Here is a 12,909-nt window from a genome sequence, read left to right as displayed (position 1 = left end):
AGTCTAGTTTACCGTAGTCACTATGAAATCGTAGTAACTACGTATAGCGTTCCCGCATGACGACAGATGCTCGAACTCCAGTCGTGATCGTCGGCGCCGGACTCAGCGGCCTGGTGTGTGCTCGCATCCTGCAACGTGCACGCGTCCCTGTGACGGTGCTCGAGGCGGACGCCTCGGAGTGGAGCCGCCAGCAGGGCGGATCCCTGGACATCCACAGACGAACAGGTCAGGCGGCGCTGCGAGACGCGGGCGTGCTGGACGACTTCCTCGAGAAGGTGCATGCCGGGGGAGAGGCCACCCGCGTGATGGACAAGCGTGCTCGGGTCCTCGTGGACGAGGAGGAGCCCGAGGGAGGGAACGGTCGCCCGGAGATCGACCGCCGCGCGCTCCGCCATCTCCTGGTCGACTCGCTTGCTCCTGGCACGATCGAGTGGGGAACGCGGGTCGTCGGCGTCGAGCTCCAGGACGGCCGACCCGTCGTGATGCTCTCCGATCGACGTGTGTCGACTGATGTCATGGTCGGTGCTGACGGCGCGTGGTCGACTGTCCGCAGGGCGGTCACGCCCGTGAGACCGGCATATTCCGGGATCACGATCGTCGAGGTCCGGCTTCCGAATGCTGCCGAGCTCCACTCGGAAGCATCGGCGATGGCAGGCCTGGGCACGTTCTTCGCGCTTTCCGACGGGAAGTCGATCTCCGGCCACGGCGGCGAGGAGATCGTCGTCGGACTCGGGCTCCGCGTGCCGGAGGACTGGGCTGTGCGCAACGATGTCAACGGGCGGGAGCCGGCGGACGTGCGACGGCTGCTGCTCGATCACTACCGCGACTGGGCGGCACCACTGACCGATCTGATCCGCCACTGCGACGACGCCATCTGGGCCCGCCCCATCTACGCGCTCCCGATCGGCCAGGGGTGGGAGCATCGTCCCGGCATCACCCTCGTCGGCGACGCCGCGCATCTGATGTCGCCGTTCGCCGGTGAAGGAGCGAATCTCGCACTCGCCGACGGCGCAGACCTCGCCCGCGCGATCATCGACGGCACGGACCTCGACCGGGTCGTGCGCCGCCACGAGACGAAGCTGCGACGACGCGCGAGGCGGGCCGCGAAGGCTTCAGCGCGCGGCCTCGACATGATGTTCGAGGATGATTCGCCTCGGCGGATCGTCCGCTTCTTCACTCGAGGGCGGGTGCTCTCGACCATCGTCGGATCATTCTCGAAGCAGTGGACGTGAGCACTGCGCACAACCCTTTCGCGCGTACTCGCCGGCCGGCCTCCTCGACGGCACATCCCCCCCGGATGCGGATATCCGATAATGCACATTATGTCAGTTTAGTCGTTTGGGACCGCTCTATAGTTTCCCCGCTTCCATCGAGGTTTGGTTGCGCCGCACAGCACCTAGCACAGGCTCCGGTCCGATCGTGGTGCGTGACACCTGACGTGTCCCGGAGGAATCGGCGCAGACTCCGCCGGTCCCGGACACGACGGGTTTACCGCTCTAGGACGACCGCGAGCCCTTGACCGACGCCGATGCAGATCGCGACCACCGCGACACCGCCATTGCGGCGCCGCAGCTCGTGCGCCGCGTGGCCGATGATGCGTCCGCCCGATGCGCCCAGCGGATGGCCGATCGCGAGTGCTCCACCATGGATGTTGACGATGTCGGGGTCGAGCTCGGGCCATCCCTGGATGCATGCGAGCGACTGCGAGGCGAACGCCTCGTTCAGCTCGACGACATCGACATCGGCCCACGTTCGTCCCGCCCGCATTAGCGCCTTGTTCGCCGCCTCGATCGGCGCGATCGGGAAGTCGTCGGGGTCGACGCCATGCGATGCGCGGCCGCTGATGCGGGCGAGCGGCTCGCGATCGATTGCCCCCTCCCCCGCGACGACGACGGCTGAGGCGCCGTCGTTCACGGACGACGCGTTGCCCGCAGTCACGGTGCCAAAGCCGTCGCGCTTGAACAACGGCGACAGCCCCGCGAGTCGCTCGAGCGTCGTGCCGTCGCGGATGCCCTCGTCGCGCTCGAGCTCGGCCCCGGCGACCTGGACGATCTCGTCGTCGTAGATGCCTGCCGCCCACGCCTCCGCCGCCAGGCGGTGCGAACGTACTGCGAACGCATCCTGCGCGTCGCGCGCGATGCCCCATTCGCGTGCGATCTTCTCGGCCGACTCGCCATTCGAGATCGTCCAGTGCGTCGGCAGCGCGCGGTTGACCATCCGCCAGCCGATCGCGGTGTTCCACAGCGTCTGGTTGCCGACCGCCGGCCACGGCTTCGCCGACTTCTCGACGACGTACGGCGCTCTGCTCATCGACTCGACGCCGCCGGCCAGCACGACTTCGGCGTCGCCCGACTCGACTGCGCGTGCCGCCTGAATCACGGCTTCGACCGACGACGCGCACAGTCGGTTCACCGTCACGCCAGTGACCGAGGTGGGGAAGCCCGCCAGCAGTGCACCGAAGCGTGCGACGTTGCGATTGTCCTCGCCTGCCTGGTTCGCGTCGCCGAAGATGACGTCGGCGATCCGCACGGGGTCGAGGTCGAGGCGTTCGATTGCGGACCGCATGACGGTCGCGGCGAGGTCGTCGGGCCGAACGGCCGCGAGCGCGCCACCCGCGCGGCCGAAGGGCGTGCGGACGGCGTCGTAGACGAATGCTGCGGGCATCGGTGCTCGCTCCTTCGGGTCGGTCGTGCGGGCGGGCCGGGTCAGGCGAAGGCGGAGATGCCCGTGATGTCGCGCCCGACGATCAGGGACTGCACGAAGTCGGTCCCCTCGTAGGTGTGGACCACCTCCATGTCGGTCAGGTGGCGCGCGACGTGGTGCTCGAGGAGTAGGCCGTTGCCTCCGAGGAGGTCGCGGGCGTCGCGGCAGAGGGTGCGGGCCCGCTGGCCCGTGAACATTTTCGCGAGCGATGCCTGCTCGTTCGTGAGCGTGCCTTCGTCTTGCAGGTTCGCCGTGCGAACGCACATGAGCTGCATGGCTGTGAGGTCCGCCAGCATGTTCGCGAGCTTGTTCTGCACGAGCTGGAAGCTCGCGATCGGCTTGCCGAACTGGACGCGCTCGTGGACGTATCTCGCGGCGATCTCGTAGGCCGCGACCGCGTGGCCGAGCGCCTCCCACGCGACCGTCGTTCGCGTGCGGTTGAGGATTGCGCCGACGTCGCGGAAGGACGTCGAGGCCGCGAGGCGATTCCCGATGGGCACGCGCACGCCCGTGAGCGTGATCTCGGCCTGTTGGATCGCGCGCTTCCCGATCTTGCCCTGGATGGCATGCGCGTCGTACCCGTGCGGATAGGCACCGTCGGCGTCCTTCTCGACGACGAAGGCCTTCACCTTGCCGTCCTCGTCGTCGCGAGCCCAGACGATCACGACGTCGGCGACGTGGCCGAGACCGATCCACTTCTTCGCGCCGTCCAGCACGTAGGAGTCGCCGTCCCGGTACGCGCGCGTCTCGAGCGCGACCGAGTCCGATCCGTGGTCGGGCTCGGTGAGCGCGAAAGCACCCAGCAGCTCGAGCCGGGCGAGGGATGGTAGCCAACGCTGCTTCTGCTCCTCGTCGCCGAGCAGCGAGATGCTTCCCATCACGAGGCCGGACTGCACCGCGTTCAGCGTGTTCACGCTGCCATCGCCGCGCGAGAGCTCCATCGCTACGAGACCCGTCTGCAGGCGCGTGAGCCCCGGGCATCCGTAGCCCTCGATCGCAGTGCCGACGATGCCGAGACCGGCGATCGACGGGAGCAGCTCGTACGGGAAGTCGGCCGCCTCCCAGTAGGCATTGATGATCGGCGTGACCTCGGCATCGACGAAGCCGCGGACCCGCGCGACGATGGCGCGATCCTCGTCGCTCAGCGTCTGCCAGATGCCGTAGTAGTCGAGGTCGACTGTGCGCGGGGTGGTGTCGGTGTGCATGCTGGCATCACTCCTGTTCACTGGGCGGCTGAAGTCGCGTGGGCTGCGTCGCCTGCCGCGAATGCGTCGGCGTCGGCGCTCAGCCAGGCGCGCACGACGTCGCCGCTGCCGTCGAGCACCGGTGGCGCGAGGTCGTAGCGCACGGGCGAGCGTGAGAACGAGATGGGATTGCGCACGCCGCGCATCCGGCGGTCCCCGGTGCCCGCTTCGATGATCGGGGCGAGCCCGATACGCTCGGCGAAGGCCATGCCAGCGCCGACGTCGAGAATCGGCGCGCAGGGGATCCCTCGTGCCGACATGAGGTCGAACCACTTCTCCGCGCTGCGCGAGCGCAGGCTGTCGACGATCAGCGGACGCAGGAGCGAACGGTGCTCGCTCCGGGCGACGTTCGTCGCGAAGCGCGCGTCGGATGCGACATCTCCGAGCCCGAGGGCGGAGCACAGCGCTGCGAATTGCACGTCGTTGCCGATCGCGAGCACGATGTCGCCGTCTGCCGTCGGGAACGGTGCATAGGGGTAGATGCTCGGGTGGTCGTTGCCGAGCCGGCCGGGCACCTCGCCGTTCAGGACGTACCCGCCGGTCTGATTCACCATCCCCGACAGTGCCGACATCATCAGGTTCAGCTCGAGGTGCTGCCCCTCTCCCGTGCGATCGCGATGCCGCAGCGCCGCGAGAATGCCCACGGCCGTGTGCAGGCCGGTGATGACGTCGAACAGCGCGATGCCCGAACGGTAGCCCTCGGTCTCAGGCGGACCTGTGAGGCTGATGAGGCCCGACGCGGCCTGCACGAGGAGGTCGTAGCCGGGCAGCGACGCACCGCCCGCCGTACCGAAGCCCGATACGGAGGCATAGATGACCTCGGGGTTCTCCGCGCGGACCGACTCGTAGTCGAGCCCGAAGCGTGCAAGCCCGCTCGGCTTGAAATTCTCAGCGACGATGTCGGCGCGGGCGGCGAGGCGCTGCGCGAGGTCGAGATCATCGGGATCGGTGAAGTCGAGCACCACTGAGTGCTTGTTGCGATTGATGGAGAGGTAGTACGTCGACTCGTCCTCGTGCCGCGGCGGCGCCCACGACCTCGTCTCGTCGCCCCTCGGACTCTCGACCTTGATGACTGTCGCGCCGAGGTCGGCCAGCAGCATCGTGCAGTACGGGCCGGCGAGCACGCGTCCGAAGTCGGCGACCACCAATCCCTCGAGCGGCCCGCCTGTCAGCTGCTCGAAGAGCGTCGTGTCTGGCGCCGTGGAATTCGTCATCGAGCCCCACCTTCCTTCGTGTCGGCTGCACCAGGCTGTCAGGCACCATCGATGCGCGTCCAATACTGAATCCTGTGTGATTTGATGCATGAGACGCATCGCTCAGTACGGGGTGATGCGTGGAGGGAGACGGTCAGATGGACCTGCAGCAGATCCGGACATTTCTCGCTGTCGCCGAAGAGCTGCACTTCGGTCGTGCAGCCGAACGACTGAATATGGCCCAACCGCCGGTGAGCCGGAGCGTGCAGCAGCTCGAGCGCTCGCTCGGGGTCGCGCTGTTCGACCGCAGCACGCGTCGTGTCGCGCTCACCGCAGTCGGCGAGTCACTCGTGGACCCGGCTCGTGCTGTGCTCGACGCCGCGGACCGCTTCCGCGCGACCGCCAAGGCAGCAGCGAAAGGCGAGATCGGCCACGTCCGCTTCGCCTACGCCGGCGCCTCGTCGAACGCGATGGTGGGCCGCGTCGCGCGTGCCGTGAAGCACCGACACCCCGGCATCCGCTTCGAACTACTCAGCCAGCGCTTCGCAGATCTCGCGATGGGCTCGCTCGTGCGCGGCGAGATCGACATCGCACTCGGGCGCTGGGACCACCTGCCCATCGGCATCGACAGTCGCGTGCTCGCATCCGAGCAACTCGTGCTCGCCGTGTCCGAGACGCACAGGCTCGCCTCACAGGAGACGGTGCGCGCCGAGGACCTTCGCGGCGAGACCTTCGTGTCGCTGCCCGCCGAGACCGGCAGTGTGCTCCTCGACCGCCTGCGCACGCTCGGGCGTCGCGGCGGCTTCACGGCGGAGGTCGCCCAGTACGCGCCCGACACCTGGACGGTCATGTCGCTCGTGTCAGCCGAGGTCGGCTGCTCGCTCACCCTGTCGTCGGTCGTCGAGAGCATCGCGGACCCCCATCTGCGCTTCCTACCGCTCGCGGAGCCCATGGACCCTGTTCATCTGCGGATGGCGTGGCGCTCCGGCCGCACGGACCGCGCGCTCGACGCCGTGCTCGCTGCGGCGGCGAGCGTCGTGCCGTCGCCGGCTCAGCGCAACGAGCCCGGGTAGTCGAAAAAGCCTCGGCCACTCTTGCGGCCGAGCCAGCCTTCGTCGACGAGCCTGCGCAGGATGGCCGGCGGTTCGAAGCGCTCACCGAGGGTCGACGCGAGGTGCTCGGCGATTCCGAGGCGGACGTCGAGCCCCACGAGATCCGTGGTGCGCAGCGGACCAGTGGCGTGCCGATAGCCGAGCACCATCGCCGCGTCGACGTCGTCCGCCGAGGCGACGCCCTGCTCGACCATGCGCATCGCCTCCAGCGCGAGCGCCAGTCCGAGCCGCGAGCTCGCGAACCCCGGCGCGTCGCGCACGACGATCGCGGTCTTGCCGAGCGCTTCCGCCCACGTCCGCGTCATCGCGGGCACGCCATCGTGCGTGGTCGGGGCGACGACGACTTCGATGAGCGCAGAGGCTGGCACCGGGTTGAAGAAGTGCAGCCCGAAGCACCGCTCGGGGCGCTCGAGCGCGAGGGCGAGGTCGCTCACGGGCAGCGACGACGTGTTCGTCGCAATCCACGCCTCGGGGCTGACGGCGCGCTCGACGCGCTGGAGCGTCTCGCGCTTGAGGCCGATGATCTCGGGCACCGCCTCGACCACGAGATCGGCACCCGCGAGGACGCCGTAGTCGGCCTCGACCGCGAGGCGCGCGCGAACCGCGTCAGCGTCATAGCCCTCGAAGCGCGACGCCGAGCGCGCGATGCCGGCGTCGAGCCGCTCCGTCGCCGCGGCGATGGACGCCACGTCTCGCTCGAGGATCACGACGGAAGCGCCCGCCTGAGCGAACACCTGCGCGATGCCCGCGCCCATCGTGCCGCCACCCACGACCCCGACGCGACTCGGCACGCTCACCGTCGCGCCTCCTTCACGCTCGAGCGCTCCAGAAACGCCTGCATCCTCGTCGACTTGCCATCGGACTCGAACAGGATCGCCTGCGCGAGGTCGTCGATAAGAGGATGCGCAGCGCGCGGCGCCCGCACCATGCGCTTCGTGAGCCGCACCGCAAGCGAGTCTTGCGCAGCGATCCGGTCGATGAGATCGTTCGCCGCGGCACGCAAGTCCTGCCAGGGATGCACAGATACGACGAGCCCCGCCTGGTAGGCCTCGGCGGCAGTGAGTCGCCGCCCCGCGAGGAGCACCTCCATCGCGAGCGGCTCTCCCACGAGCTCGAGTAGCCGCCACGTGGCACCGGCGGCGGGCATGATGCCGAGCCCGACCTCCGGATTGCCGAACACCGCGCGGTCGCTCGCGAGTCGGAAGTCGGCGGCGTAGGCGAGCTCGGCGCCACCGCCGATCGCGAAGCCGTCGACGGCGGCGATCACGGGTAGCGGCAGGTTCGCGATTCGCGAGAAGAGCGACGAGTTGATGCCCCGTAGCGCCTGGTCGCGGCCGCGCTCGGCGAGCTGACGGATGTCGGCGCCGCTGGCGAACACGCCGCGCTCGGCGGAGCTCGAACCGGTGAGCAGAAGGATGCGCGGCTCGCGTTCGAGCCGATCGCACACCTCGTGGAGCTCGCGCACCATCTGGTCGTCGATCGCATTCCGGACGTCTGGACGATCGAGCGTCACCGTCAGGTGATCCGGGTCGTCGTGAAGGAGGAGGGTTTGCACGCCAGTCAGCCTGGCAGTGCCATTCTTGCTGGTCCAATACCCGATGGTGGATCGATTGATGCCTCGAACGCATTGTACCGTGCGGCGACAACGGGTCAACGGACGGACCGGACCGCCTGCGCGTGCCCTCGAGAAGGAGCCCGAAAAGTGGGTCGAGGTCGATGCAGACGAGTCCGGGCGTCGACCGCTGCCAACCGCAGCATTGAGGACGGAGCCGGCTCGCTGCATCGCAGCACGCTCGCCTCGCGCCGTCATCCGAAGACGACGCCTCCGTTGGGGCGAAGCACCTGGCCGGTTATCGCGCCGGCCGCACCGCCGAGCAGGAAGGTTACGACACCGGCGATCTCCTCGGGCCGGCACATCCTGCCGAGCAGCGACATGCTGGTGATGCGCGCGACGTCCTCGTCGGACAGCACGCTCGTCATCGGCGTCTCGGTCGCTCCGGGTGCCACGACGTTGGCGCGCACACCCCATGGAGCGAGCTCGCGCGCGTAGCCCCGCACGAGTCCCTCGACCGCCGCCTTTGACATCGCGTAGACCCCATTGCCCATGAGGCCTCCTCCAGTGGCGGCTGCGACGGATCCCAGCGCGACTATCGAGCCGCGCGCGCCCGCGGCGCGAAGGTGCGGCACGGCAGCCGCGATCGTGTGGTGCACGCCCTCGACGTTGACCGCGAAGACCCGCCGGAACTCCTCGGAGGTCGCGTCCGCGAGCGGTGTGCGGCTCACGATGCCGGCGGCCGCGACGACCGCCGTCGGCGGACCGATCGTGGCCGCCACCTCGGCGATCGCCGCGTCCATAGATGCGCGGTCGGTCACATCGCCCGCGACCGCGAGGTGTGGCCCACCCGGCAGGGACGCGGCGGCGCGGTCGGCAGCCGCTGCATTGACGTCGAGGATCGCGACGGACGCGCCCGCCTCTGCGGCGAGCAGTGCGCAGTGCAGACCGATGCCCTGTGCGGCTCCTGTGATGACGACGACGTCGCGTGCTGCGTGGGTCATGGATGCTCCTACGTTGATCAGGGGTAGCGGTGGCGCCTACATGGCCGTAGTTACAACCGTGCAGGTCGAGCGTGATGTCGACGACGAGCAAGTCGTCATGGAGAGTCTTCGGCCGTCCCGGCCGAGAGGCCGGGACGGCCCAGGATCTGCGCGAGGCCGTCAAGCCCCCTGCCGCGCCGGGTCAGGGCTCGACGTCGTCCTTCACCTGGTGGATCTCGACCATGTTGCCGGCAGGGTCGGTCAGGAAGATCTGGTGCCATCCCTTCACCGACCAGATGCCCCAGTCGTCGAAGGGGATGCCGTTCGCGGTGAGCCGCGCCATGACGTCCTCAATGTCGTCCGTTCGGAAGGCGAAGTGCCCGCTGATGAGCGGATTGACGGAGTGTCCCTCTTGCGCGGCGAGGTAGGGCTGTCGCTGCGTCGCGTGCAGCTGCAGCTCGTTCGGATCGCCGGCATTGAAGAACTTTGCCGCGTCGTCCCAGGCCTCGTCGCCATCGGTGGTCCCGCTCGCGGAGGTCGCGATCATGGGCGGCGAGGGCAGCATCTCGAGGCCGAGCGCGTCCTGGTAGAAGCGCGTGAGGATCGACATGTCGTCGGACGTCACATTGACGTGGTGCAGTCGGAGGTTGGCCATGGGCCGGTCCTTTCTCGTGGTGGTACTGGTGATCGTGATGGCTGCTGACGCTAACGGTCGAGCCCGTGACGCTCGAGGACGTCGACATCGACTCTTGGTCCGGGGGCGCCTCCGACTTGCATCACGCCGTCCGCAGCGGCCGTCGGAGCTCCATGTGCGGTGATCATCCGCGCGTCGGCGCAGTCGCGTTGGACGGAGCTGCCGACGTCTCAGCGGCAGAAGCTGCAGCTGGGTGGCCGTCTGGCCCGCCCGTGACGCCGTCCGCCCAACGCACCATCAGGAACACGAGGACGGCCGCGAGGGCGAAGAAGCCGACCATGATGAGCAGTCCGGCATCGGTCGACCCCGTGAGGTCGCTCAGTGCGCCGAGCACGTAGGGACCGACGAATCCGCTGAGATTGCCGAGGGAGTTGACGAACGCGATGGACACCGCGGCGAGAGCCCCCGCATACACCTGCGCGACGGTGGTCTGGAACGTCGAGAGCAGGCCGAAGAAGCCGGCCGCGGCGATGCTGATCCCCGCAAGCGCCACGACGGGGTTGCCGGAAAGGACGCCGACGAGCAGACCGAGGGCGGCGGCGGCCATGAGTGCAGACAGGTGCCACTTGCGGTCGCCCGTGCGGCGCATGCTGCGCAGGACGGTGAACATGACGAGAGCCGAGAACACCCACGGCACGGCAGACAGGATGCCTGAGGCGACGACGCCGAGCCCGAACGACTCCTGCACGATCGTCGGCAGGAAGTAGGTGATCGACCAGAAGCCTGCCAGGACGCAGAAGTACGTGATGGCGAAGAGCCACAGCGACGGGCGTCGCAGCGCGGCCGGGAGCTGTCGGATCTCGTGGGCGGTCGCACTCTTGCGCTGCACGACGTTCGCGGCGAGGAACGCCTTCTCGTCGTCGTCGAGCCACGCCGACCGCGCGGGCGACGATGGCAGCCTCAGGAAGATGTAGAGCGCGAGAGCGATGGCGGGGAGTCCTTCGATGACGAAGACCCAGCGCCAGCCCGCGAGGCCTGCGACGCCGTCCAGGAGCAGCAGCAGCGAAGTGATGACCGACCCGACTGCGAGGGCGATCGGCACCGCGAGGTTGAGCACCGACATGGCCTTCGACAGCATGCGGGGCGTGCACCAGAGGGCGAGGAAGAGGATGGTTCCCGGCGAGTAGCCCGCTTCTGCTGCGCCGAGCAGGAAACGCATAATGAACAGCGACACGTCGTTCTGCATGAACGACATCCCGATGGTGACGATGCCCCAGGTGATCATGATGCGACCGAGCCAAATGCGCGCGCCCACCTTGGCGAGGACCATGTTCGACGGGATCTCGAACAGCAGGTAGCCGATGTAGAAGAAGCCGGCGGCCAATCCGAACGACGCGGCCGTGAGCCCTAGGTCGATCGACAGTGGGCCGGCGATCACCCCGAGGTTCGCGCGATCGATGAAGGAGATGAACATGCCGATGGCGAGGATCGGCAGGATCCGCACCGACAGCTTGCGATAGATCCGATCCTCCATCTCGGGTGCGTGGACCCTCTGCGCCTGGATCATCGGTTCTGCCTCTCCGTCGAGTCGCCGTCGGCATCGTCGCCGCCGTCATGCCGACCGTAGGAGCGATGATCTATTCCTGTCCAATACCTGTCGGGCGGCGATTATATCAATAGGTGGAAAAATGCGATCGGCAGTACTCGTCACCGCCCGAGGACGTGCCGAAGCGCCCGCGACGCCCCACTCACAACGCCACGCAGCATCGTCGACGTGCGCTGCGAGCAGTGTTTCCACGAGCGGCCTCGCACCTCGACGCAACCGACAGCGGCCTACACGGCCGAGGACGGCGCGGACCCCACGCCGACGCCGGCACCCACGAGGGCGAGGACGCCATCCGATGCGGCTCAGCTCAGGGTGAGACCACCATCGACGATCATGAGCAGCCCGGTCTGATTCAATGCCCCGCTGCTGCGCAGCCAGAGCACGATGTGAGCGATGTCTTCCACCGCGCTGAGTCGGCCTATCGTTCGCTGCCCGCCGCTCATGCTCGGGTCGTCGGAACGGTGAAACTACTGCAGGCGCGGAACCCTGAGGAACTCCGACCCGAGCACCTGCGCCTGCTCCCCCTGTCCCAGCTCGTGACTCGGCAGACGTGAGACCGGTGAGCCGACAACCATGCGAGGGGCCTTCGGGGCGGCGAGGCTGAGGGCCACCAATGCCGCCTCGGGGCCCGTCGTCATGACTTCAGCGCCACCACTCACCCTATGAGGGCGCGGCTGGCGCTGATCGCCTTGCCATCTCCCCTGCGGTCCACACCCAACCGGTGAAGTCGTCTCGGACGACAGCAGCTCGCGAATGATCCGCCAGAAGCGGGGTACATTTTTCCTCTGACCGATTCTCATCGGAGTGGTTGACTCGCTACCAGTGCGGTCGATCCGGGGCTGAAAACCTCCGGCGTTGCTCATCAAAGCCCGGAGGTCCTCCTGTGCCCACTTCCTCGCGAACCGCAGACGTCGTCGACTTCGACGAGTATCCCTACGTCGTCAGGGTGAGTGCCGACGCGGACCCCAGCGGTGCTGGAACGGGATGGGCCGACCCGATCACCTCCGCGGAAGTGCTCGCGCGGCAGAAGGTGGGGTTCGGCGGAATGATTCGGCTGGCGCAGGGCCGTGTGCTCGGTCCGCCCTCCTCTCCCGTCACCGAGCTCCTCCTGGGTCTGCTCTTCTGGCGCAGTCGCAGCGACGCCGAGGCGTTCGCCGCGGAACTGGGTCGCAGGCGAGTGAACGACGGGTTCGTCGTTGACGACGGGATCTATCGGTTCAGCGCGTCGGTGACGGCGGATCCGGATGACCCGACGCAGGTCGAGCCGGTCCGGCTTCGGACCGGGTCGGCGCACGAGATCATCACGCTGGCGCCCGTCAGCGGCAAGCAGAGATGGATCGCCGAGTACAACGAGAGCGAGACTCGCGACCACATCAGGAACCTCGACGGCTTCGTCTCGACGACCATTTTCCGTGACCTGCGGAGCGATCGGATCATCGAGTACGTGCAGTGGCGCTCTGCCGACGACCTGACAGCGGCGTTCGGGGACGAGCGCTTCGCCGAGCACATGAGCGTGAACAGTCACTACTCCGACGGCGAGGCCTTCTTCTTCGGAGAACGGTCGACCGACGCGGCACCCATCGACGGACCCTTCGGCTGCACTGCCGCCGACCCCGCCGGTCATGCCATCGCTCCACAGGACGAGGCCTGATCCATGACTCGACTCGAGACCGTTCACGAGATCGTCGGGCCCTGGTCGCTCCCCACCACCAAACGGTTCTGGGAGGGCTTCACGCCTAACAGGCTCGTCTCCCCGCCGCAGGGCACAGGCATCCACGCCGTGATCCTCTGCGACACCGACTGGCAGCGCGTGGACGCCCTCATCACCCAGGACGGACCGTCGGTCCGCATCGTGGTCGAGGGACCCGGCGACTTGGACGCT

The 12,909-nt window shown here is 68.0% G+C and carries 13 protein-coding genes; 4 read left to right on the top strand and 9 right to left on the bottom strand.

Annotated elements, in window-relative coordinates:
• Window positions 1-56: 56 nt before the first annotated feature.
• Entirely contained in the window at window positions 57-1,232 is a 1,176-nt protein-coding gene (locus ASG06_RS12410) for an FAD-dependent oxidoreductase (RefSeq protein ID WP_056042678.1), read from the top strand.
• A 256-nt stretch (window positions 1,233-1,488) separates the two neighbouring features.
• Here ASG06_RS12410 and ASG06_RS12405 read toward each other — a convergent pair whose 3' ends face one another.
• The 3 genes from ASG06_RS12405 to ASG06_RS12395 are packed head-to-tail and all read right to left on the bottom strand — an operon-like array spanning window position 1,489 to window position 5,224.
• Window positions 1,489-2,664 (bottom strand): thiolase family protein, encoded by a 1,176-nt coding sequence (locus ASG06_RS12405; RefSeq protein ID WP_056042676.1) that lies wholly within the window; start codon window positions 2,662-2,664, stop codon window positions 1,489-1,491.
• A 41-nt stretch (window positions 2,665-2,705) separates the two neighbouring features.
• Window positions 2,706-3,908 (bottom strand): acyl-CoA dehydrogenase family protein, encoded by a 1,203-nt coding sequence (locus ASG06_RS12400; RefSeq protein WP_056042674.1) that lies wholly within the window; start codon window positions 3,906-3,908, stop codon window positions 2,706-2,708.
• A gap of 17 nt (window positions 3,909-3,925) precedes the next feature.
• Window positions 3,926-5,224, bottom strand: a complete 1,299-nt coding sequence (locus ASG06_RS12395; protein ID WP_231727722.1) for a CaiB/BaiF CoA transferase family protein — start codon at window positions 5,222-5,224, stop codon at window positions 3,926-3,928.
• 74 nt (window positions 5,225-5,298) lie between these two features.
• Between ASG06_RS12395 and ASG06_RS12390 the strand changes: the two genes are divergently transcribed.
• A complete protein-coding gene (locus ASG06_RS12390) occupies window positions 5,299-6,213 on the top strand; it encodes a LysR family transcriptional regulator (RefSeq protein ID WP_056042669.1) in 915 nt (304 codons plus the stop codon).
• On the opposite strand, the gene ASG06_RS12385 is transcribed toward ASG06_RS12390, so the two are convergent.
• From ASG06_RS12385 to ASG06_RS20005, 6 genes are all read right to left on the bottom strand, one after another.
• On the bottom strand, window positions 6,192-7,049 hold the full coding sequence (locus ASG06_RS12385; RefSeq protein ID WP_056042668.1) for a 3-hydroxyacyl-CoA dehydrogenase family protein: 858 nt from the start codon (window positions 7,047-7,049) through the stop codon (window positions 6,192-6,194). The two genes, ASG06_RS12390 and ASG06_RS12385, sit on opposite strands and share 22 nt — an antisense overlap.
• Entirely contained in the window at window positions 7,046-7,807 is a 762-nt protein-coding gene (locus ASG06_RS12380; RefSeq protein WP_056042666.1) for an enoyl-CoA hydratase/isomerase family protein, read from the bottom strand. Before ASG06_RS12380 ends, ASG06_RS12385 begins: the two co-directional genes overlap by 4 nt.
• A gap of 251 nt (window positions 7,808-8,058) precedes the next feature.
• Complete coding sequence (locus tag ASG06_RS12375) at window positions 8,059-8,808, bottom strand: SDR family NAD(P)-dependent oxidoreductase (RefSeq protein WP_056042664.1); 750 nt, start codon at window positions 8,806-8,808, stop codon at window positions 8,059-8,061.
• 181 nt (window positions 8,809-8,989) lie between these two features.
• Window positions 8,990-9,442 carry a VOC family protein gene (locus ASG06_RS12370; protein ID WP_056042662.1) on the bottom strand — a complete coding sequence of 151 codons (453 nt, stop codon included), beginning with the start codon at window positions 9,440-9,442 and terminating at the stop codon, window positions 8,990-8,992.
• 163 nt (window positions 9,443-9,605) lie between these two features.
• Window positions 9,606-10,988 (bottom strand): MFS transporter, encoded by a 1,383-nt coding sequence (locus ASG06_RS12365; protein ID WP_082499209.1) that lies wholly within the window; start codon window positions 10,986-10,988, stop codon window positions 9,606-9,608.
• A 341-nt stretch (window positions 10,989-11,329) separates the two neighbouring features.
• On the bottom strand, window positions 11,330-11,470 hold the full coding sequence (locus tag ASG06_RS20005) for a hypothetical protein (RefSeq protein WP_156465975.1): 141 nt from the start codon (window positions 11,468-11,470) through the stop codon (window positions 11,330-11,332).
• A gap of 365 nt (window positions 11,471-11,835) precedes the next feature.
• Here ASG06_RS20005 and ASG06_RS12360 point away from each other — a divergent pair, with 365 nt between their 5' ends.
• The gene (locus ASG06_RS12360) at window positions 11,836-12,678 is read left to right on the top strand and encodes a hypothetical protein (protein ID WP_156465974.1); all 843 of its coding nucleotides are present in this window, start codon (window positions 11,836-11,838) and stop codon (window positions 12,676-12,678) included.
• Between the two features lie 3 nt (window positions 12,679-12,681).
• Window positions 12,682-12,909 (top strand): hypothetical protein (locus ASG06_RS12355; RefSeq protein ID WP_197409423.1); only part of this gene is annotated, 228 nt, incomplete at its 3' end.

The organism is Rathayibacter sp. Leaf185 (assembly GCF_001423885.1).
Taxonomy (GTDB): domain Bacteria; phylum Actinomycetota; class Actinomycetes; order Actinomycetales; family Microbacteriaceae; genus Rathayibacter.
This window is presented reverse-complemented; position numbering and strand designations above follow the sequence as displayed.